Raw genomic sequence first — 23,460 nt, 5'->3', positions numbered from 1 at the left:
CGGGGCGCCAGCCCCGGAAGGAGAGCGAGCGTGGCAAGGACCAAGACGATCCGTATCGGGCTGTCGGCCCGCCTGTTCCATCCGAAGGCCGGGGCGACGGGCCTCGAGTCGAAGACCTTGCAGGTGCTCGAGCAATCCATCGCCCAGTGGCTCATGTCGCGGGACGTGCTGGTGCTGATGGTGCCGTCCATTCTGAAGGACGGGCCGATCCACCGCAGCAGCATCCGCCTGCGCGATTACGCCGAATACCTCGATGGCCTGGTGCTGCAGGGCGGCGCGGACGTGAGTCCGGAAGCCTACGGCGAGCAGCCGCTGAAGGAGGAATGGACCGGCGACCGGGTTCGCGATGCCTACGAGATGGAACTGCTGCACGAATTCGTCGAGCTTGGCAAACCGGTGCTCGGCATCTGCCGCGGCATGCAGCTGATCAACGTGGCCTTTGGCGGTTCGCTCTACCAGGACATCCCGACCCAGTTCGGCGGTTCGTCCATGCATCAGGCCGAGGCCTATGATCTGCACCACCATTCGGTGCGTTTCGAGGAAAAAGGTCAGTTCGAGCGCTGGTTCGGGAGTGCCGAGGGCGGCCGGGTGGTGTCCATCCACCACCAGGGCGTGAAGACGGTGGGCCGCGATCTGGTCGTCGAGGCGGTGTCGTCCGACGACGGCATGGTCGAGGCGATCCGCCACTCCGGCCGCAGCTTCCTGGTTGGCGTGCAGTGGCATCCTGAATTCCATACCCCAGGGCGCACCGATCTGCTCGACTGCCTGCCGCTGCTCGACGCCTTCTCCGCGGCGGCGCGTGGGCGCTGAGCGTTTTTGTTGCCCGTTCCGGAAACCATTCGGGGCGGGTGGGTTCAATCCGATATTCAACTCTGTGACGGCCGACCGGTTCGTCGCTATCTCAGGAACCATTCCATGGCCGGCTTCGAAAACTATCTGCAGGACACCCAGGACATCGAGCGCGAGATCGAGCGCAGAGGGGTGGCCCTCGGTATCGACTGGACCAATACGGAACAGGTGCGCGCCCTTGCCAGGGAGGCAATCGAACACAATTCGGCGGATGTGCAGCGGGCGACGGTCAGGCCCATCGACTACCAGCTGCTTGCCAAGGTCGAGTTGTTCGGCCTGGCGGCGCTGATGCTGCGTACGATGCAGGAGAGCGCCAGCATCGGCTTCGAGAGCCATGGCGGGGTGATCTGGAAAACCTTCGCACGCGCCCTGTGGGCCGAGGCTCAAGCCCACGGCACCTTGTCGGGCGGGACGCCGCGCGGTGGGGCTTGATATCGCTGGCTAGGGCGTTTGCGGCGGCTGCTGTTGCGTGGGGCCCTGTGGCGGTCCGGGCAGGAAGCCGAGCGCGAGCTGCTGATAGAGCTCGGGGCTGATGCGGGAGGCAATCGCCTTGGCGATCAGCGTGACGGCCATCAGGCTGATGACCATTCCATGTCCGTCGATCATCTCCATGACGATGATCGCAGCGGTAATGGGAGCCTGGGTGACGGCGGCCAGGAAGCCTGCCATGCACAACGCGATGATGGCGGGAGTGCCTTCGCCGATACCGAGCAGGGACGTCAGGGGAGATCCGATGGCCGCCCCGATCGCCAGCGAGGGGGCAAAGATGCCTCCAGGAATTCCAGAATAGTAGCTGGCCAGTGTGGCCAGAAAACGGGAGGGCGCGGCGTACCACGGGAGCGCTATCTGGCCGGCGACGACTTGGGCGGTAATCGTATAACCACTGCCATAGGACAGGCCGCCGCTGATGAAGCCGGTCAGTGCCACCAAAACGCCGCAGCTGCCTGCAAACAGGATCGGGTGCGCCTCGCGCCAGCGCCACAGCGCGTGTCCCCGAAAGTTCGTCGGCCACAGCATCAGCCGGCTGAACAGTCCGCCGAACACTCCACAGGCCACGCCAGCGGCTATTACGGGTAGCAGCAAGGATTGGTCGACCCGTCCATCCCTTACATGCCCGAAGTAGTTGTAGTTGCCAAGCAAAGCGATGGCGACCAGACCCGACAGGATGATGGTGCTGACCAGCACGCCGCTGGTCCTGGTTTCCAGGCGTCGTCCGAGTTCTTCAACGGCGAAGACAATGCCCGCGAGCGGCGTATTGAAGGCGGCTGCGACGCCTGCTGCTCCGCCAGCCAGGATGAGATCCGAGGCGCGTAAGGCGCGGGTATTGGGAAGCAGCTTGTGCGCAGCGTGGAGGATCGAGGCTGCCACCTGGACCGAAGGGCCTTCACGACCGGAGGAAAAGCCGCCGATCAGAGCGAACGCGCCCAGGCTCACCTTGCCGAATGCGATGCGCAAGGAGACCAACTGCTGGACTGCCTTTCCCTGCGCGGCCAGGCGGGTTGCCGCTATCACCTGAGGGATGCCGCTGCCCTGTGCTCCCGGGAAGCAGCGTCGGGTGAGCCAGACGGTGCTCATGCCGATCAATGGAGTCAGCAGAAAGGGGAGCCAGGGCTTCCCTGAAGAGAGTTCGCCGAAGAGGGCGAGTGCCAGTTCCGCCAGCTTGGCGAATCCCGCCACGATCACCCCGGCCGCCAGCGCAGCCAGCCAGAGGGTGATGCGGGTCCGCCAGCGGAGGGTGCTGAGCAGGCCGCTGCGCCGGGTGCTGATCGTCGGACGCTTCACGGCCTGTTTCCCACCGGGAGCCGGCGAATGGCTTACTTGTCCTTGTGCTGGAAGTCCACGCGGCGGTTTTCAGCCCAGCAGCGCTCTTCCGCACAGGTTGCGCGCGGTTTTTCGGAGCCGAAGCTGACTGCTTCGATACGGGCATCGGGCACGCCTTGCAGCACCAGCGCCTTGCGCACGGACTCGGCACGCTTCTGGCCGAGGGCCAGGTTGTATTCGCGGCTGCCGCGTTCGTCGGCATTGCCTTCCACGGTCACCGCGTCGTTGGCGTGGCCGCTCAGGAAATCGGCCTGCTGCTTCACCACGTCACGGTACTTGGTTTCGACGGAAAACTTGTCGAAGGCGAAGTAGACGCTCTTCTTGGCCAGCTCTTCGCGCTGGGCCTTCAGCTTCTGGGCTTCCAGTTCGGCGGCGGACAGGCCGGGCGCAGCGACGGGCGCCGGTGCGGCCTGGGCGGCGGAAACCGGTTGTTCGGTCGAGGCGGCGGGTTTCTGCGCGGTGGTCGAGCAAGCGGCCAGCACGAGGCTGCAGGCAAGGGTGGACAGCAGGGACTTGTTCACGGAGTAACTCCAGGAGTGGTGGGAGGGAAACGGTTGGGATGACGGGATGACGTGGCCTTCGCGCCCGAGGGGCAGGCGGGCCGTCCGGGCAGGCGCGAGGGCCTGGTCGGTGGGGAGGCGATCGGGGGCGGTTGGTGCTTCATGGATGCGGGTGCATCCGTCACAACAGGGGGCCGGCGAAGGGCACACGGGGATCAGTTCTGGGCTTACAGCTATCGATTGATATCAATTGTATTTGTGTAAATGTTTTTGTGAAAGGGTGGCGTTGGGCTTTCAGGTGGGCCGAATTCAAGTTGGATTCCAGCCAGATTCCGGGTGACAGCGACGGGTGTCTTGCACCGACCGGGTTCGCCGGGCAGGGGTGGTGCACTGCAATAGTGCGTGATTGACCCATTCCGGGCCTCAAAACCGGCTGATTTCCGATGGCATGGAACTCGCTAGGAAAAAATTGACCATATGGTCAGGTTTTTAGGAGCGAAGCATGGCGTCCCATATCGTTCTGACTTCCCATCCCCGCGCCAGCCGCGGGCGGTCGGTGTCCTCCATTAACTGGGGCGCCGCTACCGCTGCCGAGCGGGGGCCGCTGGTGGCGGGCCTGGCCGAACCGGCGCTGCGCAACGTGATCGGCACCCACTCCGGTTCCTATTCGGTGTATCGGGCGCTGGCGGTGGCAGCCGGCAACCTGCAGGCCAACCACCGGCCGGACCTCACCAACACCGTGCCGGCCACCGGCATCGGCCCGCATCCCCAGTGGGCCGACGCAGGGCACATCGTGTCCCTCGACCCATGGGGGCACCGGGCGGCCCAGGAGTTCGCCGCCGAGATCGCGGCGGGCATGGACATCCGCCCGACCATCGCGGTGACCACCGCCCACATCAACATGCCGGAACTGCGCGACGCCATCGAGGCTGGCCGACTGGTGCCGGACGGGGACATCCTCGAAGCCAACGGTGACGTGCGCGTGACCAAGGCCGCCATCGACCCGGTGTGGTACCTGCCCGGCGTGGCGGAGCGCTTCGGCATCACCGAGAGCGCGCTGCGGCGGGCGCTGTTCGAGCAGACCGGCGGGATGTTCCCGGAGCTCGTTACGCGGCCCGACTTGAAGGTCTTCCTGCCGCCGATCGGTGGCATGACCCTCTATTTCTTCGGCGACGTGAGCCTGCTCGGCCGCCCGGAGACGCGGGTGGCCTGTCGCGTTCACGACGAATGCAACGGCTCCGACGTGTTCGGCTCGGACATCTGCACCTGCCGGCCCTATCTCGCCCACGGCATCGAGGTGTGCGTCGAGATGGCCCAGCGTGGCGGCGTCGGTCTGGTGGTGTACAACCGCAAGGAGGGCCGGGCGCTCGGCGAGGTGACCAAGTTCCTCGTCTATAACGCCCGCAAGCGCCAGTACGGTGGCGACCGCGCCGAGACCTACTTCGAGCGTACCGAATGCGTCGCCGGCGTGCAGGACATGCGCTTCCAGGAGCTGATGCCGGACGTCTTCCACTGGCTCGGCATCACGCGCATCGACCGCTGGGCGTCGATGAGCAACATGAAGCACGGGGCGCTGACTGCCGCCGGCATCCAGGTCGTCGAGCAGGTGGCGATTCCCGACGAATTGATTCCCGCCGACGCGCGGGTGGAGATGGACGCCAAGACGGCAGCGGGCTACTTCACGCCGGTGGCGCCGCCGAGCGCGGCCGAGCTGGCGGTGGCCAAGGGCAGGGGGCTGCACGCATGAACCATGGATCGGGATGGCACACGCCGGTGTCCGCCGGCCATCCGGCGGCGCCGCTGCTGAGTTCGACGGCGGTGCGCGAGCGCTGCCGCGTCGTCACGGCGCGCGCCGAGGCCGGCTTGTCGCCCTTCTTCAGCTGGCATGCGGAGCAGCTGCTGCCGTGCGCCGAGTACGTCGCGCAGACCATCCGCCTCAACTACCCGGATCTCGACGTGCCCTACCACAGCCGCTGGCGCCATTTCGAGGCCGGTGGTAGGGACCGCTGGGGCGTACTGGCCGGCTCCCACGGCCTGGACGGCGACCCGCTGGAGCGGGCCCGCGTGGCGGTGGATCTGGTCATCCCCAGCGTGTTGCTGGATGCCGGCGCGGGTGCCGAGTGGCGTTTTCGGGACGTGGCCGGCGGCATGGAACTGGGCCGCTCCGAAGGGCTTGGCGTGGCCAGCCTGGCCTTGTTCGCCAGCGGTGCGCTGTCGGCCGATCCGGGCAGCCCGCTGCGCTGCGATGCGGCGGCGCTGCAGGGCCTGACGCCGGAGGTGCTGGCCACGGCCTTCCAGGTCGGGCCTGCCAATCCGCTGGTTGGGCTGGAAGGGCGCAGCGCGCTGCTGCAACGCCTGGGCGCGGTGATGGAGGCGACGCCGGCGGTGTTCGGCACGCCGGCCCGCGCCGGTACGCTGGTGGATTACCTGCTCGCCCACGCCATCGACGGCAAGCTCGCCGCGTCCTTCGTGCTCGGCACGCTGCTGCGCGCCCTTGGCCCGGTGTGGCCGGGCCGCGTGGTGCTGCAGGGCGTCCCGCTCGGCGACTGCTGGGCCCATCCGGCGCTGGAGGACGGCCTGCTGCCCTTCCACAAGCTGACCCAGTGGCTGACTTACTCGCTGCTCGAACCGCTGGAAACGGCGGGGCTGACGATCACCGGGCTGGACGAACTGACCGGCCTGCCCGAGTATCGCAACGGTGGCTTGTTGCTCGACTTCGGCGTCATCCGTCCGCGGGATGAGCGCTTCTGGCAGCACACCTGGACGGTGGATGCGCCGCCCATCGTCGAATGGCGGGCGCTGACCGTCATCGGCCTCGACCGGCTCGCGCTCGCCGTCCGCGAACTGCTCGGGCTGGCGCCTGAGGCTTTTCCGCTGGCCCGCGTGCTGGAAGGCGGCACCTGGTCGGCCGGCCGGCGCATCGCCGCCCAGCGCCGCGCCGGCGGCACACCGCCGGTGAAGCTGATCAGCGACGGCACCGTGTTCTGAAACCACCGCACGCACTGGAGGACTGTATGAGCGCACCCCTTACCGTCATCGACCACCCCCTGCTTCAGCACAAGCTGTCCATGGCGCGCAGCGCCGAGACCACCACCGACAACTTCCGCCGCCTGGTGCGGGAGATTGCCTCGATGCTGGCCTACGAGGTGACCCGCGACCTGCCCACCGAGCTGATCGACGTGACCACGCCGGTGGCCGCCTGCAAGGTGCCGGTGATCAGCGGCAAGAAGCTGTGCCTGGTGTCCATCCTGCGGGCCGGCAACGGCATGCTCGACGGCATGATCGACCTGCTACCCGGCGCGCGGGTCGGGCACATCGGCCTGTACCGGGATCCGGAAACGCTGGAGGCCATCGAGTACTACTTCAAGCTGCCGGACGACGTGGAAGACCGTCTGGTGATCGTCGTCGATCCGATGCTGGCCACCGGCAATTCGGCCAGCGCGGCGCTGTCGCGCCTCAAGGAGGCCGGCGTGACCAGCCTCAAGTTCGTGTGCCTGCTGGCCGCGCCTGAAGGCCTGGCCGCGTTGCAGGAGGCCCACCCGGACGTGTCGGTGACGACCGCCGCGGTGGACAGCCACCTCAACGAGCACGGCTACATCGTGCCCGGCCTGGGCGACGCCGGCGACCGCATTTTCGGTACCAAATGACGGTAGCGCCGCCGCCGGGGAACGTGGACACGCTGGACACGCCCGCGCGCGGCGGGCGCATCCGGCGCCAGCACGAGGCCGCCATCCTCGCCGCCGCCGAACAGGTCTTCGCGCGGGCCGGCTTCCAGGGCGCCACGATGGCGGAGATCGCGTTGGCGGCGGGTCTGCCCAAGTCCAACCTGCATTACTACTTCGGCACCAAGGCCGAGGTTTACCGGGCCGTGCTGGCGCACATCCTGCGCCTGTGGCTGGCCGAGACCGATCGCATCAACGCCGACGCCGATCCCCGCGCGGCGCTGGCCCATTACATCGAGGCCAAGATGCGCCTTACCGCCGAGCACCCGGACGCGTCGCGGGTCTTCGCCAACGAGTTGCTGCACGGCGCGCCGGAGATCGGCGACTATCTGCGCAACGAGCTGCGCCTGCTGGTGGCCGACAAGGCAGCGGTGATCGAAGCCTGGGTCGCCGCCGGCCGGATGGCGCCGGTGGATCCGGTGCATCTGTTCATCAGCCTGTGGGCGCTGACCCAGACCTACGCCGATTTCGAGACCCAGGTCTGCGCGGTGTTGAACCGCCGTAGCCTGGGACCGGCCGATTACCGGCGGGCCACCGCCCATGTGCTGAACCTGGTGCTGCGCGGCTGCGGCCTCGCACCCCCCATTTCGGAAGGAAATTTCCCGTGTTCGACCTGATCCTGCGCAACTGCAACCTGCCCGATGGCCGCCGTGGCATGGATATCGGCATCCGCGACGGGCGCATCGCCGCGGTTGAGGCCGCGCTGGCCGGCGAAGCGGGGGAATTCATCGACGCGGCCGGCCAACTCGTCACGCCGCCTTTCGTGGACGCCCACTTCCACATGGACGCAACCCTGTCCTACGGCCTGCCGCGGGTGAACCAGTCGGGCACGCTGCTGGAAGGTATCGCCCTGTGGGGTGAGCTGAAGCCGCTGCTGACCCAGGAGGCGCTGGTGGAGCGGGCGCTGGCCTATTGTGACTGGGCGGTGGCCAAGGGCCTGCTGGCGATCCGTTCCCACGTGGATGTGTGTGACCCGCGCCTGCTGGCGGTGGAAGCCCTGCTGCACGTGAAGGACAAGGTGCGGCCCTACCTGGACCTGCAGCTGGTGGCCTTTCCGCAGGATGGCGTGTTGCGCAGCCCCGGTGCGCTGGACAACCTGAAGCGGGCACTGGACATGGGCGTCGACGTGGTCGGCGGCATTCCCCATTTCGAGCGCACGATGGCCGACGGTGCCGAGTCGGTGCGCGTCCTGTGCGAACTGGCCGCCGAGCGTGGCCTGCCGGTGGACATGCACTGCGACGAGTCCGATGACCCCTTGTCGCGGCACATCGAGAGCCTGGCCTTCCAGGCCCAGCGCCTCGGTCTGCAGGGGCGGGTGACCGGTTCCCACCTGACGTCCATGCACTCGATGGACAACTACTACGTGTCCAAGCTGCTGCCGCTGATGGCCGAGGCCGGTGTGGCGGCGGTCGCCAACCCACTTATCAACATCACGCTGCAGGGCCGCCACGACACTTACCCGAAGCGCCGCGGCATGACCCGTGTGCCGGAACTGCTGGCCGCCGGCATCCCGGTCGCCTTCGGCCATGATTGCGTGATGGACCCGTGGTACAGCCTCGGCAGCGGCGACATGCTGGAGGTGGCGGCGATGGGCCTGCACGTGGCGCAGATGACCAGCCAGGACGGCATGCGCGCCTGCTTTGCGGCGGTGACGGCGACGCCGGCACGCATCCTGGGCCTGGACGGCTACGGCCTTGAACCGGGTTGCCGCGCCGACCTGGTGTTGTTGCAGGCCGGCGATCCCATCGAGGCGCTGCGCCTGCGGGCGACGCGCCTGCTGGTGCTGCGTGCCGGGCGGATCGTCGCCCGCAGTCCGGCGGCCGTCGCCGCGCTGGATCTGCCGGGGCGGCCGTCCCGTGTGGATTTCACCCACCGCAGCTGAGCTTTATCCCCGTCTGCCGTGGTCAACCCTGTGGGTAAGTTGTGAAACACACCCCTAGAGGGCTGATTGGGCAGCGTTTTTGGTGTTTGCCTCAATTTTGTGCAATGCACCTTGTTGGCCGGCAAGCCGCGCCCTGTGGATTCTTGCCGAAGCTGTGGGTTATCCCCGCCGATCGTGGTCAACCCTGTGGATAAGGTGTGAGGGGTGTAAGCAGTTTATTGAAAGTTAAACGCTTTTTGTGGCTGCTACAAAATTGTGCAGCTCTTTGAACGCGCTGATGGCGAGTTTGCGGGCTGTTTCCGGTGACCACATGCTGTGGATATTTGGGTTTGCAAGAGCCGTGCGGGCTGTGGGTTATCCCCGTCCGCCGTGGTCAACCCTGTGGGTAAGTTGTGAAAGGTGGGTCCAGGTCACTGATCCAGAAGTACTTTTGGTGTTTGCTTCAATTTTGTGCAATGCACATGACGGATGCCGCTGCATGGGGATGTGGATTTGTGGGCATTTCCCCGCTTTTTTCCCCACCAGACGTGGTCAACCCTGTGGATAAGGTGTGAGGGGGACTTTCATGTCACTGATCGGTCAGCGTTTTTTAACATTGCTGCAAAATTAGGCAGCGCCTGGCCGGCGTCCAGGGTGGGGGGCGTCCGTGAATCCAGGTCTTCCCAGCGTCCGTGGACGAGGTCGAATTGCCCCAGCGTGTTGAGCGGACCACCGATATCGGATGCTGCGTAACACATCAGGCTGAGCTTCGTGGCCGTGCAGTGGACAACTTCCCGCGGGCCCGCGTCGAAGCGTTCGAGCAGCGCTGCGGTGGGCCATTCACCGCCATACAGGCCGACCGTGACGTGGGGCGTATACGGGCCGCCAGGCTCGGTGCGCGGGCCGCACAAGGCTTGGCGCAGGCGGCCGATGCCGCCGTCCACGTCGCTGACGCGCAGGAAGGGCGCCGACGTGAAGCTCGCCAGAGCGCCGATCTCCATTCGAAAAGGTGCGCCGGCGACGCGCTGCAGCGCGTCGAGCTGCCGCTCCAGCCCGGCCGGGCCGAAGTCGTCCGGATGCGCCGGTTGCTGGCTCGGAAAGCCGCACAGGGCCAGCGTGATGTGCGGCTGGCGGCGGTAGTCGTCGAGCAGCACGTCATCCAGCCGCCGGGCCGCGTCTTCCACGAGCTGCCGTACCGCCGGCAGGTCCACGTCGATGGCCCACAGCGCGTAATGCGGACGCCCGAGATGCCATTCGTGGAAATCCCGGCGCACGTTGCGCAGTGTCCGTCCGGCTGCCGCGAAATGTTCGCGGGCCAACTCGAAGACGCTGTCGGGAATAGCAGGGTGGGACGCAGGTTCGTCGTGGGGCGACATGGGGTGGAATGTGAAGTCGTCAGCGCGCCAGCATAACCGCTGGGGCGCCGACGATCATTCTGTCCCGCAGGGGACGGACGGGCTTCCCGGATGCCGGCCGCCTATTTTGCGGGTGCCGCGGGTGCTGCGCCCGGTGTGGCAGACGTACCGAAGCGCATGCAGGCATTGCTGCGCGGCGCTGGCAGCGTGAGGCCTTTGGCCTTGGCCCGCTCGGCCATCTGCGCATGGTGCTCCGTCATGTAGGCCTGGCATTCCTCGGCGCTCTTCATGGAGCGCATCTTGTCCCGGTGGGCGCGGCGTTCCTCGGGTGTCATCAGGCCCATGCCCGGCGTGTTGCGGCGGTTCATGCGCCAGCCGCAGTTGGGGCCCATGTCCGCTTTCGTCGTGGCATCGGCCTTCATGCATGGCCGTTCGCCCTGCATCATGCCGGGGCCCATGCCTCCGCCCATTCCGCCGCCGCCCATACCCGAGCCTGGCTGGGCCACGGCGACGCCGGCCATCAACAGGCTCGCCATGCCGGCCAGGACGCATTGTCTGAACATCTTCATCGTCATCTCCCCATGCATGCGGGCCGTCATCCATCCCTGGGGCCGCCCGCCGGCCATGCGTCCGGGGCTGGAACCGTGTTACGCCATCAATATTAGGCACTGCTGATCGAGGGGCAAGGGCCGGACGGACATTTCCAGCCCGGGCTTGCTCCAGGTCAAGAACGCGGAGGCGAGATGCGGCAGAGGGCTGGCCCTTGCTGCGACATAGTGTCGCAACAGCCTGTTTCCTGGCCCGCATCAAGAAACTTTGCGGGGCTGCCTTGCTACAGTCCGGGCCGAATTCCCGACCGACGAGGCCCCCGATGATTTCCGCAAGACTGACCCCCATCGCCGTTGCCGTTTCCATGCTGGCGACGCTTCCGGCCCAGGCCGCCGAAAACGGCGACAGCGTGGCGCTGACCCTCGGCGAGGTGGTTGTCAGCGGCAGCACCGATGGCCCGCTGCAGGCGCGGCGGGTGCTGAGCTCGGTGGACATTCTGCCGGAGGCGCGCATCGCCAATCAGCCGGTGGCCAACAACTGGCAGCTGTTCGGCCAGTTGCCCGGCGTGATGCTGACCCAGTTCGGCCAGGGCACCACGTCCGGCAAGTTCTCCATGCGTGGCTTCAATGGGGAAGGGGAGATCAATGCGGTCAAGCTGCTGATCGACGGCGTGCCGTCCAACAGCAACGACGGCAACATGCCCTACATCGATCTGGCGCCGCGGCTGGACATCGAATCCATCGAGGTGGTGCGCGGCACCAACGATCCGCGCTACGGCCTGCACAACATCGCCGGCAACGCCAACATCATTACCAAGAGTGGCGGCAACTACGTGCAGGGGCGGGCCACTCTCGGCAGCTTCCAGACCCGTGAGCTGCAGGCGGCGGCGGGCATCGAGCAGGGTGCGCTGGCGCAGAACTACGCGCTGGCGGTGAACTCGACCGATGGCTACCGGGCCCATTCCGGTGCCGAGAACGGCGCCTTCAGCGCCAAGTGGTTCATCACGCCGGAAGGCAGCGACAGCCGCTTCGGCCTGATCCTGCGCCATTCCACCGCCCGCGCCGACGAGGCGGGTTACCTGACGGATGCCCAGCGCCGCGCCGATCCGGACCAGTCGCCGGCCCACAACGCGACCGACGCGGACCGCCGCCTGGCTACCCAGGTGGCGCTGCAGGCGGAAACCGCGCTGGGCAGCCAGCTGTTCTGGACCGGCCAGGTCTACCTGAACAACCTGGACGACCGCCGCTTCGTGACCTTCTCGGCCAATGTGTCCCAGCAAGAGCGCGTCGTTGCGGAAACCCACAGCGGCGCGTCCACGACGCTGACCTGGCGCGCCGGCAAGACGGTCCTCGGCGACCTGTCGGTGATGGGCGGCCTCGACGTGGAGCGCCAGGACAACCGCAGCACCCGTTACAACACCGTCAGCCAGGTGCGCCAGAGCCAGACCCGCGACCAGGCCTTCGAATTCGACACCGCCGGTGCCTTCGTGCAGGCCGTGCTCAAGCCGCTGCCCGGCCTGAGCCTGACGCCGGCCTTCCGTGCCGACCGCGTGGACGGGACCTACACCAACCACCTCAACGGCAAGACCTACGACATCAACGACTACGGCACGATCAATCAGCCCAAGATGAGCGCGGTGTATGCGCTGTCCGACGCGTACTCGGTGTACGGCAACTGGGGGCGGACCTTCCAGGTCGGCGTCGGCACCGCTTCTTACAAGGTGAACCAGACGGCCGACCTGTCGCCGTCGATCAACGAAGGTTGGGAGGCCGGCGTCAAGTTCCGTCCGCTGGCCTGGCTGGAAGGCCGCCTGGCGGCCTGGCGCCAGACCGCCTCCAACGAGGCGCGGCGCAAGCTCAACGATCCGTCCAACGACGCCGAGAACATCGGCCAGACCCGCCGCCAGGGCGTGGACCTGCAGCTCAACGCCCAGCCCACGCGCCAGCTCGGCCTGTGGGTCGGCGCCGCGCTGCAGCGCTCGAAGATCCTGCAGGCCGACGCGGCCTCGGCTGGCACCGTCGGCAAGGAGATCGACCACGTGCCGCACCTGCTCTACAACCTGGGTGCCGATTACCAGGCCAGCGAGGCCTGGCGCCTGTCGGCGTGGGTGAACGGGCAGAGCGGCTATTACCTGGAGCGGACCAACAGCACCGGCAAGTTCGGCGGCTACACGCTGGCCAATGTGGCGGCGGCCTACCGCCTGAGCCCGCGCATCAATCTCGAGGTGCAGGTGCGCAACCTGTTCGACCGCTACAACGAATACGCCTGGTGGGACGGCGCCCAGTCCCTGCACGCGCCGGGCGCGCCGCGCAGCGTTTACGGCAGCATCGCGGTCAAGTTCTGATATTTGATGAAACGCGAACTGCGCCGCCTGTGGGTCAAGCTGCACCTGTACGTGGGCCTGCTGGCCGGCGGCCTGTTCGTGCTGCTGGGGCTCACCGGCAGCGTGCTGGTGTTCTACCTGGACGTGGATGGCCTGCTCAATCCGCAGATCCGCGTCAGCGCCGCGGCACCCGCGCCGTCACCGGAGGCGGTATTCCACGTCCTGCGCGCCCGCTACCCGCTGCGCGACGGGCCGTGGCGCATCGAGATGCCGCTGGCGGCGGACGCGCCGGTGCTGGCCCGCTATTACAACCCGCCGGAAACGGCCGGGCGCGGCTTTGCGCCGCTGATGCTGAGCCTCGATCCGCACACGCTGGACATCACCAGCGCGCGCTTCTGGGGCGACTACGCGACGACCTGGCTGTTCGACCTGCATTACACGCTGCTGGCGGGCGAGGGCGGCAAGACGGCGGTCGGCATCCTCGGCCTGGTGCTGGCGTTTTCACTGCTCAGCGGGCTCTACCTGTGGTGGCCCAGCCGTGCCCGCCTGGCCGCGGCGCTGAAGCCGGTGCTGCGCAGCGGCGCCGTCCGCTGCACCTACGATCTGCACGTGCTCGGCGGCGTCTATGGCCTGCCGGTGCTGCTGGTGCTGGCGCTGACCGGCAGCGCACTGGCCCTGCCGGATTTCACCCGCGATCTGGTCGCCGGCGCGTCGCCGTTGCGGGAAGCCTACCGGCCACCGGCTGGCCTGCTGGACGATGGGGCTGCACCGATCTCCCTCGACGCGGCGGTGCGCATTGCGCGCAAGTCTTTTCCCGATGCGGAACTGCGCTGGGTCGAGACCTCCGGTAGCGCAGGGCGGCCGATCTCGGTGCGCTTCCACCAGCCCGGCGAGCCCGGTCGGCGTTTTCCCCGCTCCCAGGTGTGGCTGGACCCGAGTGATGGACAGGTGCTGGCGGTGCGCGATCCGCTGCGGGAATCCGCCGGCGACGGTTTCCTGGCCTGGATGCATCCGCTGCACAACGGCGAGGCCTTCGGGTTGCCCGGCCGCATCCTGGCCTGCGTGGCCGGGCTGCTGCCAGCGCTGCTGTTCGTCACCGGCTGGCTGCGCTGGCGGCACAAGGTCCGCGCCCGCTCGGCGAGCGGGCCGCGCCGTCGGCCGTCCGCCAGGTTCCCGGAGCCGGCGCAATCCTCTTCCGTGCGCTTGCAGGTGTCCGACGTCGAGTGATCCGGCATGCGTCGGGGAGATGCTTGTGAGGTATTTCCGCTCCGCCCTAGTGAAATTGCGCGAACAGTTTTTTCCTTACGGGGTCTTTACGCAGTCTTACGAATGCATCGTGTAGGATTGCGACCGCCTCTCGGTGGCTTCGACCTGCCGGCCTGTAGCGGGCCGGCGCCTTCCGGAAAAACGCTCCATGTCCAGCCCTTCCCCTGCTCCGTCCGACTCTACGTCCCGTCCCCGTCGTCGTCTTCTTCCCTGGCTCATCGTGCTGGCCCTGGCGGGTGGTGGCGGCTGGTATTACACCCACCGCAGCCCAGCGGACGCGGATGGCGGAGGTGGCGGCAAGTCGGCCAATGGACCGCGCGGCGGCCGTGACGGACGCGGCGAGCGGCCGACCCCGGTAAGCCTCGCCACCATCGCTACCGGTGACATCCGGGTGATGGTGCCGGCCCTCGGCAGCGTGGTGCCGCGCAACCAGGTCACGGTGCGCTCGCGGGTCGACGGGCCGCTGCTGGCGGTGAAGTTTACCGAAGGCCAGACGGTCAATAGCGGCGATGTGCTCGCGCTGATCGATCCCGATCCCTTCCGGGCCGCGCTGGAACAGGCCCGTGGCCAGCTGGCGCGGGACGCGGCGCTGCTGAAGAACGCGCAGATCGACCTCGACCGCTACAAGGGCCTGCTGCGCCAGGATTCGATTGCCGAGCAGCAGGTGGCGACCCAGGAAGCGCTGGTTCGCCAGTACCAGGGCACCGTGCAGGCCGATCAGGCGGCGGTGAAGAGCGCCGAGCTGCAGCTGTCCTACACCACCATCAAGGCGCCGATCACCGGCCGGGCCGGCCTGCGGGTCGTGGACCCGGGCAACATCGTCAAGGCTTCTGATACCACCGGGCTGGTGACCATCGCCCAGGTGAGCCCGATCACCGCCGTGTTCCCGGTGCCGGAAGACCGCCTGCCGGCGGTCATGAAGCGCGTGCGCGACGGCAAGGGGCTGATCGCCGAGGCCTGGGACCGGGAGATGAAGAACCACCTCGCCGACGGCAAGCTGCTGGCGGTGGACAGCCTGATCGACAGCACCACCGGCACTGTCAAGCTGAAGGCGGATTTCACCAACAAGGACGGCAGCCTGTTCCCCAACCAGTTCGTCAATGTGCGCCTGATCCTCGACACCCTGTCCGGCGTCGTCACGGTGCCGACCGCGGCCGTCCAGCAAGGTGCCAAGGGCAGCTATGTCTACAAGGTCGGCGAAGGCAACAAGGTAGCGTCGGTGCCGGTCAAGCTGGGGCCGGTGGATGGCGACAAGGCCGTCGTCGAGGATGGCCTCGTCGCCGGCGACCGGGTGGTCGTGGACGGCCTCGACAAGCTGAAGGACGGGGCCCAGATCGAGGCCATCGACCCGAAGGCCGTGGATGCGCCGGGTCGGGAGCGAAAGCGCGGCAACAACGGCGGCGGTCGTCAGGGGCATTAACGCATGAACCCGTCCCGTCCGTTCATCCTGCGGCCGGTGGCGACCTCCCTGCTGATGGTCGCCATCCTGCTTGTGGGCCTCGTCGCCTATCGCTTGCTGCCCATCTCGGCGCTGCCCGAGGTGGATTACCCGACCATCCAGGTCAAGACCCTTTATCCCGGCGCCAGCCCGGACGTGATGACTTCGGCCATCACCGCGCCGCTGGAGCGCCAGTTCGGCCAGATGCCGGGGTTGGACGAGATGTCGTCCACCAGCTCTGGCGGGGCCTCGGTGATCACGCTGCGCTTCAGCCTGGCGCTGAGCCTCGACGTGGCCGAGCAGCAGGTGCAGGCGGCCATCAACGCGGCCTCCAACCTGCTGCCCACCGATCTGCCGGCGCCGCCCACCTACAGCAAGGTGAACCCCGCCGACGCGCCGATCCTGAGCCTGGCGGTGAGCTCGAAGAGCTTGCCGATCACGCGCATCCACGACTTGGTGGAAAGCCGCCTGGCGATGAAGATCTCCCAGGTGCCGGGCGTCGGCCTCGTCAGTATCGCCGGCGGGCGCCGTCCGGCGGTGCGCGTGCAGGTCAACCCGACCTCGGCGGCGGCCTATGGGCTGGGGCTGGAGGACATCCGCACGGCCATTGCCAACGCCAACATCACCCAGGCCAAGGGCAGCTTCGACGGCCCCCAGCGGGCCTCCACCATCGACGCCAACGATCAGCTGCGTTCCGCCGACGAGTACCGCAGCCTGATCGTCGCCTATAAAAACGGCAACCCGGTGCGCCTGTCCGACATCGCCAACCTGGCCGACGATGCGGAGAACCTGCGTCTCGCCGCCTGGGCCGATGAGCAGGCGGCGGTGATCATCAACGTGCAGCGCCAGCCGGGCGCCAACGTGATCGAGGTGGCCGACCGGGTCACTGCGCTGCTGCCGCAGATGACCGCCAGCCTGCCGGCCTCGCTGGAGGTGCGCGTGCTGTCCGACCGCACGACCACCATCCGCGCCTCGGTGCACGATGTGCAGATCGAGCTGATGATGGCCGTCGCCCTGGTGGTGATGGTCATCTTCATGTTCCTGCGCAGTGTGCCGGCGACCATCATCCCCAGCGTGGCGGTGCCGCTGTCGCTGGTTGGCACCTTTGGGGTGATGTACCTGGCCGGCTTCAGCCTCAACAACCTCACGTTGATGGCGCTGACCATCTCCACCGGCTTCGTCGTGGACGACGCCATCGTGATGATCGAGAACATCGCCCGCTACGTAGAGGAGGGCGAATCGCCGATGCAGGCCGCGCTGAAGGGCGCCAGGCAGATCGGCTTCACGATCATCTCGCTGACCTTCTCGCTGATCGCCGTGCTGATTCCGCTGTTGTTCATGGCGGACGTGGTCGGCCGGCTGTTCCGTGAGTTCGCGATCACGCTGGCGATTGCCATCCTGATCTCCGCCTTCGTGTCCCTGACCCTCACGCCGATGATGTGCGCGCGCCTTCTCAAGCACGTGCCGGAGGCCGAGCAGGGGCGCTTCTACAAGGTGATGGGCGATTTCTTCGACCGCGTCATCGCCCGCTATGGCGTGATGCTGCAGTGGGTGCTCGACCGCCAGGGCCTGACCCTCGTCGTGGCCGTCGGCACGCTGGCGCTGACCGCGCTGCTGTACGTCTTCGTTCCCAAGGGCTTCTTCCCGGTGCAGGACACCGGCGCGATCCAGGGCATCACCGAAGCGGCCCAGTCGATCTCCTTCGACGCCATGTCGCAGCGCCAGCAGGCGCTGGCCGAGGTGGTGCTGAAGGACCCGGCGGTGGCCAGCCTGTCGTCCTTCATCGGCGTGGATGGTTCCAACGCGACCCTCAACAGCGGACGCATGATGATCAACCTCAAGCCGCTCGCCGAGCGGGACGCCAGCGCCGGCGAGGTGATCCGCCGTCTGACGCCGGAGGTGCGCAAGGTGGCCGGCATCACGCTGTACATGCAGCCGGTGCAGGATCTGTCCATCGAGGACAAGGTCAGCCGCACCCAGTACCAGTTCTCCTTGCAGTCGCCGGACTCGGCGGCGCTGACCGAATGGGTGCCGCGCCTCGTCGAGCGCCTGAAAGGCCTGCCGCAACTCGCCGACGTGGCCAGCGACCTGCAGGACAAGGGCCTGCAGGCCTGGGTGGAGATCGACCGGGCCAGCGCCAGCCGCCTCGGCGTCAGCACCGCCGCCATCGACAACGCCTTGTACAACGCCTACGGCCAGCGCCTGGTGTCCACCATCTTCACGCAGGCCACCCAGTACCGCGTGGTGCTGGAGGTGAAGCCGGAGTTCCGCAGCAGCCCGGCGGCCATCGCCAACCTCTACGTGCCGGGCACCGGCGGCGCCCAGGTGCCGCTGTCGGCGGTGGCGCGGGTCGTCGAGCGGCCGGCGATGCTGGCGGTGAACCACATCGGCCAGTTCCCGGCGGTGACCCTGTCCTTCAACCTGGCGCCGGGTGCATCCCTCGGCGCGGCGGTGGAGGCGATCCGCAGTGCCGAGGCCGACCTAGGCCTGCCGGCCAGCATCGAGACCAGCTTCCAGGGCGCGGCGCTGGCCTTCCAGGCCTCGCTGACCAACACGCTGCTGCTGATCCTCGCCGCCGTGGTGACCATGTATATCGTGCTCGGCGTGCTCTACGAGAGCTACATCCACCCGATCACCATCCTGTCCACGTTGCCGTCGGCGGGCGTCGGCGCGCTGCTGGCGCTGCTGGTGGCGCGCAGCGAGCTGGGCATCGTTGGCATCATCGGCATCGTGCTCCTGATCGGTATCGTCAAGAAGAACGCCATCATGATGATCGACTTCGCCCTCGATGCCGAACGGCGCGAAGGACTCGAGCCGCGGGAGGCCATCTACCAGGCCTGTCTGCTGCGTTTCCGCCCGATCCTGATGACCACGCTGGCGGCGCTGCTCGGCGCACTGCCGCTGATGCTGGGCTCCGGCGTCGGCTCCGAACTGCGCCACCCGCTCGGCGTGACGATGGTCGGCGGCCTGCTGGTCAGCCAGGTGCTGACGCTGTTCACCACGCCGGTGATCTACCTGGCCTTCGACCGCCTGGCGCGGCGGGGGAGGGCGGCATGATGGCCGGTGCGAGGGCGAACCCCTTCGCCCTTCAGCAGTTCCGCCGGGTTCCTGCATCCGGAGACGCACTCCGGAAAGGCGGTTTGTGATGAACCTGTCCCGCCTGTTCATCTTCCGCCCGGTCGCCACCACGCTGCTGACGCTGGCGGTGGCGCTGGCCGGCGCGATCGCCTTCCGCCTGTTGCCGGTGTCGCCGCTGCCGCAGGTGGATTACCCGACCATCTCGGTCTCGGCCAACCTGCCCGGCGCGAGCCCGGAAACCATGGCGGCCACCGTCGCCGGGCCGCTGGAGCGCATTCTCGGGCAGATCGCCGGCGTTACCGAGCTGACCTCCTACAGCACCCTCGGCTCGACACGGGTGACGCTGCAGTTCGAGCTGTCCCGCGACATCGACGGCGCCGCCCGTGACGTGCAGGCGGCCATCAACGCGTCCCGCGGCCAGCTGCCGACCAGCCTGCCGAACAACCCGACCTACCGCAAGGTGAATCCGGCCGAGACGCCGATCATCATCCTGGCCCTCACGTCGGACACGCTGACCAAGGGCCAGCTCTACGACGCCGCGTCCACGGTGCTGGCCCAGCGCCTGTCCCAGGTGGACGGCGTCGGCCAGGTCTCCATCGGCGGCAGTTCGTTGCCGGCGGTACGCGTCGAACTCGATCCGGACCGCCTGGCCGCCAACGGCCTCAACATGGACGACGTGCGTACCGCCATCGTCGGCACCAACGCCAACCGCCCGAAGGGCGTGGTGGAGGACGGCGAGCGGGCCTGGCAGGTCGGCGCCAACGACCAGGCGCGCACCGCCGACGAGTACAAGCCGCTGATCGTGTCGTGGAAGAACGGCGCGGCGGTGCGCCTGTCCGACGTGGCCAAGGTGCGCAACGGCATCGAGAACGACCGCAACTACGGCTACGCCAACGGCCGCCCGGCGGTGCTGCTGATGGTCAACCGCCAGCCCGGCGCCAACATCATCGAGACCGTGGACCGGGTCACCGCGCTGCTGCCGCACCTGCGCGCCAGCATCTCGCCGGCCATCGACCTGGACGTGGTGATGGACCGCACGCCGACCATCCGCGGCTCCCTGCGCGAGGTGGAGCACACGCTGATGATCTCGGTGGCGCTGGTGGTGATGGTGGTCTTCCTGTTCCTGCGCAACCTGCGCGCGACGGTGATCCCCAGTGTGGTGGTGCCGGTGTCGCTGATCGGCACCTTCGCGGTGATGTACCTGGCCGGCTTCAGCCTCGACAACCTGTCGCTGATGGCGCTGACCATCGCCACCGGCTTCGTCGTGGACGACGCCATCGTCGTGCTGGAGAACATCTCGCGCCACATCGACGAAGGCCTCGCGCCGCGCCAGGCGGCCCTGCGCGGTGCGCGGGAGATCGGCTTCACGGTGGTCTCCATGAGCCTGTCGCTGATCGCCGTGTTCATTCCGATCCTGGCCATGGGCGGCATCGTCGGACGCCTGTTCCGGGAGTTCGCGATCACCCTGTCGGCGGCGATCCTGGTGTCGATGGTGGTGTCCCTCACCGCCACGCCGATGATGTGTGCGCGCCTGCTGCAGAAGCGGCCGCCGGAAGGGGAGCGCGGCCGCTTCGACCGCCTCGCCGGCGGCGCGCTGGACCGCCTGGTGGACGGCTACCGCCGCAGCCTGGGCTGGGCCCTGGCGCACCCGTGGCTGGTGCTGGGCATCCTGCTCGCCACCATCGCGGCCAACGTCCATCTCTACAACACCATCCCGAAGGGCTTCTTCCCGCAGCAGGACACCGGGCGCATCCGCGGCTTCGTCGAGGCCGACCAGGCGATCTCCTTCCAGGCAATGAAGGGCAAGATGGACGTCTTCCTGGCCATCGTCGGGGCCGACCCGGCAGTCGCCAACGTGGTCGGCTTCACCGGCGGCGGGCAGATCAACTCCGGCTCGATGTTCATCACCCTCAAGCCGATCGGCGAGCGCAAGGAGTCCGCCGACGCCATCGTAAGCCGCCTGCGCAAGAAGCTCGCCCACGTGCCCGGCGCCAGCCTGTACCTCAACCCGGTGCAGGACATCCGCATCGGCGGGCGCTCCAGCAACTCCAGCCAGCAGTTCACGTTGCAGTCCGACAACCTGGATGAACTGCGCCTGTGGGAGCCGCGCATCCGCAACGCGCTGAGCCGCCTCGACGAGATCACCGACGTGAGCTCGGACCAGCAGGACAAGGGGCCGCAGACCACGCTGGTGATCGACCGCGACGCGGTGGCCCGCTACGGCCTGACCATGCGCGCCGTGACGACGGCGCTCAACAACGCCTACGGGCAACGCCAGGTGTCCACCATCTACAACCCGCTCAACCAGTACCGGGTGGTGATGGAGGCGGCGTCCGACTACCTGCAGGGGCCGGAATCCCTGGCGCGGCTGACCCTGGTGTCGTCCTCCGGCGCCCAGGTGCCCCTGTCGGCGGTAGCCCGCGTGGTGTCCACGCTGGCGCCGCTGTCGGTGAGCCACCAGGGCGGCGCGGCAGCCTCGACGATCAGCTTCGCGCTGTCCGATGGGCGCTCCATCGGCGAGGCCACCGACGCCATCCGCGCGGCGGTGGCGCGCATCGGTGTGCCGGTGAGCATCCGCACCAGCTTCGAGGGCAGCACCGGCGCCTTCCAGAAGTCCATGAGCACCCAGCCGCTGCTGATCCTGGCCGCGGTGGTGACCATCTACATCGTGCTTGGCATGCTCTACGAGAGCCTGATCCACCCGATCACCATCCTGTCCACGCTGCCGTCGGCGGGCGTCGGGGCGCTGCTGGCGCTGATGGGCATGGATACCGAGTTCAGCCTGATCGCGATGATTGGTGTGATCCTGCTGATCGGCATCGTCAAGAAGAACGCCATCATGATGATCGACGTGGCGATCGCGCTGCAGCGCCAGGGCGCCAGCGCCCGCGATGCGATCCACCACGCCTGTCTGCTGCGTTTCCGGCCGATCCTGATGACCACGCTGGCGGCCCTGTTCGGCGCCATCCCGCTGGCCATCGGTACCGGCGACGGCGCCGAGCTGCGCCAGCCGCTGGGCATCGCCATCGTCGGTGGCCTGATTCTCAGCCAGATCCTGACCCTCTACACCACGCCGGTCGTCTTCGTGATGCTCGACCGGCTGCGCCGCCAGCCCAAGCCCGCGGCGGCATTGCAGGCGGAGAGCGCCCTTTGAAGATGAAAAAGAAAATGAACGTGATCGGCATGGTGCTGCCGTGCCTCCTGCTGGCCGCGTGTACCGTCGGCCCCGACTACGTGCGGCCGACGGTGGAGACGCCCACGGCCTTCAAGGAAGCGGCCGGCGACTGGCGCCCGGCGAGTCCGCAGGACCCGGTTTCCGGCGATACCTGGTGGACGGTGTTCGGTGATCCGGTGCTCGACGGCCTGCAGGCCAAGGTGGACATCTCCAACCAGAACCTGCGCGCCGCCGAGGCCCAGTACCGCCAGGCCAAGGCGCTGTCCGATTCGGCCCGCGCGTCCTGGTTCCCGACCATCAACGGCACTTTCGGCGCGACGCGCTCGGCCAGCGCGGCGTCCACCGCCAGCGCCGGCAACGCGCCGCCGGTCAACAGCTTCAGCCTTGGCGCCACCGCCAGCTGGGAGGCCGACGTGTGGGGGCGTATCGCCCGCAACGTGGAGGCCGCCGACGAGCGGGTGCAGGCCAGCGAGGCGGACCTCGCCGCGGCCCGCCTGTCGGCCCATGCGACGCTGGCCCAGACCTACTTCCAGCTGCGCGCGGCGGACCGCCAGAAGGCGCTGCTCGATGCAGCGGTGGCGGCCTACGAGCGCTCCCTCGAGCTGACCCGCAACCGCTACGCCGCCGGTGTCGCCACCAAGGCCGACGTGGCCCAGGCGGAAAGCCAGCTGCGCAGCACCCGCGCGTCGGCGCTGGATGCCGGCCTGTCGCGCAGCCAGTACGAGCACGCCATCGCGGTGCTGGTCGGCCAGGCGCCGTCCAGCTTTGAGCTGCCGCCGGTGGCGGGCCCGCTCGCCGCCGCGCCGGTCACGCTGACTTTGCCGTCCACGTTGCTCGAACGGCGCCCCGACATCGCCGCCGCCGAGCGCCGCGTCGCCGCCGCCAATGCGGCCGTCGGCGCGGCCCAGGCGGCGCGCTTCCCGGTGCTCGGCCTGTCCGCCTCCACCGGCTTCCGCCGTTCGCAGATCGAGGATCTGCTGACCGTGCCGAGTCGCTACTGGTCCCTCGGCCCGACGCTGGCGGCGACGCTGTTCGACGCGGGTGCCAAGAAGGCCGCGGTGGGCCAGGCCGTCGGCGTCTGGGAACAGGCCGTGGCGACCTACCGGCAGACCGTGCTGGCCGCCTTCCAGGAGGTGGAGGACAACCTCGCCGCGGTGCGCGTGCTGGAGGAGGCCGGCGTCGAGCAGGCCGCCGCAGAATCTGCCGCCGCCGAGGCCGAGACCATCGCCCTCAACCAGTACCGGGCCGGCACCGTCAGCTACCTCAACGTGGTCACCGCCCAGGCCACCCTGCTCAGCGCCCAGCGTAGCGCCAGCGATCTGGCGGCGCGCCGGCTGGTGGCGGCGGTGCTGCTGGCGAAGAACGCCGGTGGCGGGTTGGGCGGAAAAGCGCCGGAGGCCGGCAACTGAGTCCGTAGCGGCACCTGGCGGGAACGCTTGCCTGCCGTTCCCGGGCTTCCATTCGACCCGCCGGGGCAGCCGCCATTCCCGGCTGGCATATCCGATTCCACGCGAACTTTCGTC

At 68.0% G+C, this 23,460-nt stretch carries 17 protein-coding genes; 13 read left to right on the top strand and 4 right to left on the bottom strand.

The window, feature by feature from the left end; genetic code table 11:
• Positions 1–30: 30 nt before the first annotated feature.
• A complete protein-coding gene (locus tag AC3QL2_RS02860) occupies positions 31–810 on the top strand; it encodes a gamma-glutamyl-gamma-aminobutyrate hydrolase family protein (protein WP_493233838.1) in 780 nt (259 codons plus the stop codon).
• A gap of 105 nt (positions 811–915) precedes the next feature.
• Positions 916–1,281, top strand: coding sequence for a hypothetical protein (locus AC3QL2_RS02855; RefSeq protein WP_493233836.1), 366 nt, complete (start codon positions 916–918; stop codon positions 1,279–1,281).
• A 9-nt stretch (positions 1,282–1,290) separates the two neighbouring features.
• Here the strand turns inward: AC3QL2_RS02855 and AC3QL2_RS02850 are convergent, their stop codons facing one another.
• Together AC3QL2_RS02850 and pal are read right to left on the bottom strand one after the other, a co-directional pair.
• Positions 1,291–2,631: a chloride channel protein gene (locus AC3QL2_RS02850; RefSeq protein WP_493233835.1), complete on the bottom strand. Its 1,341-nt coding sequence runs from the start codon at positions 2,629–2,631 to the stop codon at positions 1,291–1,293.
• Between the two features lie 32 nt (positions 2,632–2,663).
• On the bottom strand, positions 2,664–3,191 hold the full coding sequence (gene pal, locus AC3QL2_RS02845) for a peptidoglycan-associated lipoprotein Pal (RefSeq protein ID WP_493233834.1): 528 nt from the start codon (positions 3,189–3,191) through the stop codon (positions 2,664–2,666).
• A gap of 481 nt (positions 3,192–3,672) precedes the next feature.
• Between pal and AC3QL2_RS02840 the strand changes: the two genes are divergently transcribed.
• Genes AC3QL2_RS02840 through AC3QL2_RS02820 form a run of 5 tightly spaced genes read left to right on the top strand, consistent with a single transcriptional unit; the run spans position 3,673 to position 8,774 of the window.
• Positions 3,673–4,917, top strand: coding sequence for a GTP cyclohydrolase II (locus AC3QL2_RS02840; protein WP_493233833.1), 1,245 nt, complete (start codon positions 3,673–3,675; stop codon positions 4,915–4,917).
• Positions 4,914–6,158 carry a URC4/urg3 family protein gene (locus AC3QL2_RS02835; RefSeq protein WP_493233831.1) on the top strand — a complete coding sequence of 415 codons (1,245 nt, stop codon included), beginning with the start codon at positions 4,914–4,916 and terminating at the stop codon, positions 6,156–6,158. Before AC3QL2_RS02840 ends, AC3QL2_RS02835 begins: the two co-directional genes overlap by 4 nt.
• A gap of 26 nt (positions 6,159–6,184) precedes the next feature.
• On the top strand, positions 6,185–6,817 hold the full coding sequence (upp, locus tag AC3QL2_RS02830; RefSeq protein WP_493233830.1) for a uracil phosphoribosyltransferase: 633 nt from the start codon (positions 6,185–6,187) through the stop codon (positions 6,815–6,817).
• The gene (locus AC3QL2_RS02825) at positions 6,814–7,509 is read left to right on the top strand and encodes a TetR/AcrR family transcriptional regulator (RefSeq protein WP_493233828.1); all 696 of its coding nucleotides are present in this window, start codon (positions 6,814–6,816) and stop codon (positions 7,507–7,509) included. Before upp ends, AC3QL2_RS02825 begins: the two co-directional genes overlap by 4 nt.
• The gene (locus AC3QL2_RS02820) at positions 7,497–8,774 is read left to right on the top strand and encodes an amidohydrolase family protein (protein WP_493233826.1); all 1,278 of its coding nucleotides are present in this window, start codon (positions 7,497–7,499) and stop codon (positions 8,772–8,774) included. The genes AC3QL2_RS02825 and AC3QL2_RS02820 overlap by 13 nt, the downstream gene beginning before the upstream one ends.
• Positions 8,775–9,337: 563 nt before the next feature.
• On the opposite strand, the gene AC3QL2_RS02815 is transcribed toward AC3QL2_RS02820, so the two are convergent.
• Complete coding sequence (locus AC3QL2_RS02815; protein ID WP_493233824.1) at positions 9,338–10,129, bottom strand: 2'-5' RNA ligase family protein; 792 nt, start codon at positions 10,127–10,129, stop codon at positions 9,338–9,340.
• A 101-nt stretch (positions 10,130–10,230) separates the two neighbouring features.
• Complete coding sequence (locus AC3QL2_RS02810; RefSeq protein WP_493233822.1) at positions 10,231–10,677, bottom strand: hypothetical protein; 447 nt, start codon at positions 10,675–10,677, stop codon at positions 10,231–10,233.
• Positions 10,678–10,979: 302 nt separating this feature from the next.
• Between AC3QL2_RS02810 and AC3QL2_RS02805 the strand changes: the two genes are divergently transcribed.
• The 6 genes from AC3QL2_RS02805 (at position 10,980) to AC3QL2_RS02780 (ending at position 23,346) form a co-directional block, all read left to right on the top strand.
• The gene (locus AC3QL2_RS02805) at positions 10,980–13,001 is read left to right on the top strand and encodes a TonB-dependent receptor (RefSeq protein WP_493233821.1); all 2,022 of its coding nucleotides are present in this window, start codon (positions 10,980–10,982) and stop codon (positions 12,999–13,001) included.
• Between the two features lie 6 nt (positions 13,002–13,007).
• Complete coding sequence (locus AC3QL2_RS02800) at positions 13,008–14,207, top strand: PepSY-associated TM helix domain-containing protein (protein ID WP_493233819.1); 1,200 nt, start codon at positions 13,008–13,010, stop codon at positions 14,205–14,207.
• Between the two features lie 187 nt (positions 14,208–14,394).
• Positions 14,395–15,666: an MdtA/MuxA family multidrug efflux RND transporter periplasmic adaptor subunit gene (locus AC3QL2_RS02795; RefSeq protein WP_493233817.1), complete on the top strand. Its 1,272-nt coding sequence runs from the start codon at positions 14,395–14,397 to the stop codon at positions 15,664–15,666.
• A 3-nt stretch (positions 15,667–15,669) separates the two neighbouring features.
• Positions 15,670–18,741, top strand: coding sequence for an MdtB/MuxB family multidrug efflux RND transporter permease subunit (locus AC3QL2_RS02790; RefSeq protein ID WP_493233815.1), 3,072 nt, complete (start codon positions 15,670–15,672; stop codon positions 18,739–18,741).
• 88 nt (positions 18,742–18,829) lie between these two features.
• Positions 18,830–21,916: a multidrug efflux RND transporter permease subunit gene (locus AC3QL2_RS02785; protein WP_493233813.1), complete on the top strand. Its 3,087-nt coding sequence runs from the start codon at positions 18,830–18,832 to the stop codon at positions 21,914–21,916.
• Positions 21,917–21,918: 2 nt separating this feature from the next.
• Positions 21,919–23,346 (top strand): efflux transporter outer membrane subunit, encoded by a 1,428-nt coding sequence (locus AC3QL2_RS02780; protein ID WP_493233812.1) that lies wholly within the window; start codon positions 21,919–21,921, stop codon positions 23,344–23,346.
• Positions 23,347–23,460: the final 114 nt, after the last annotated feature.

It is taken from the genome of Zoogloea sp. GW822-FHT05C07, assembly GCF_058800215.1.
Note: the sequence above shows the minus strand (reverse complement) of the source record. Positions and strands in the feature narration are given on the sequence as shown.

What these genes read in the sequence shown, in the direction of transcription:
- AC3QL2_RS02810 (WP_493233822.1), bottom strand. Translation starts at nt 10,677, where the DNA reads ATGAAGATGTTCAGACAATGCGTCCTGGCCGGCATGGCGAGCCTGTTG.
- AC3QL2_RS02795 (WP_493233817.1), top strand. Translation starts at nt 14,395, where the DNA reads ATGTCCAGCCCTTCCCCTGCTCCGTCCGACTCTACGTCCCGTCCCCGT.
- upp (WP_493233830.1), top strand. Translation starts at nt 6,185, where the DNA reads ATGAGCGCACCCCTTACCGTCATCGACCACCCCCTGCTTCAGCACAAG.
- AC3QL2_RS02815 (WP_493233824.1), bottom strand. Translation starts at nt 10,129, where the DNA reads ATGTCGCCCCACGACGAACCTGCGTCCCACCCTGCTATTCCCGACAGC.
- AC3QL2_RS02800 (WP_493233819.1), top strand. Translation starts at nt 13,008, where the DNA reads ATGAAACGCGAACTGCGCCGCCTGTGGGTCAAGCTGCACCTGTACGTG.
- AC3QL2_RS02835 (WP_493233831.1), top strand. Translation starts at nt 4,914, where the DNA reads ATGAACCATGGATCGGGATGGCACACGCCGGTGTCCGCCGGCCATCCG.
- AC3QL2_RS02790 (WP_493233815.1), top strand. Translation starts at nt 15,670, where the DNA reads ATGAACCCGTCCCGTCCGTTCATCCTGCGGCCGGTGGCGACCTCCCTG.
- AC3QL2_RS02785 (WP_493233813.1), top strand. Translation starts at nt 18,830, where the DNA reads ATGAACCTGTCCCGCCTGTTCATCTTCCGCCCGGTCGCCACCACGCTG.
- AC3QL2_RS02855 (WP_493233836.1), top strand. Translation starts at nt 916, where the DNA reads ATGGCCGGCTTCGAAAACTATCTGCAGGACACCCAGGACATCGAGCGC.
- AC3QL2_RS02780 (WP_493233812.1), top strand. Translation starts at nt 21,919, where the DNA reads ATGAAAAAGAAAATGAACGTGATCGGCATGGTGCTGCCGTGCCTCCTG.
- AC3QL2_RS02825 (WP_493233828.1), top strand. Translation starts at nt 6,814, where the DNA reads ATGACGGTAGCGCCGCCGCCGGGGAACGTGGACACGCTGGACACGCCC.
- AC3QL2_RS02805 (WP_493233821.1), top strand. Translation starts at nt 10,980, where the DNA reads ATGATTTCCGCAAGACTGACCCCCATCGCCGTTGCCGTTTCCATGCTG.
- AC3QL2_RS02840 (WP_493233833.1), top strand. Translation starts at nt 3,673, where the DNA reads ATGGCGTCCCATATCGTTCTGACTTCCCATCCCCGCGCCAGCCGCGGG.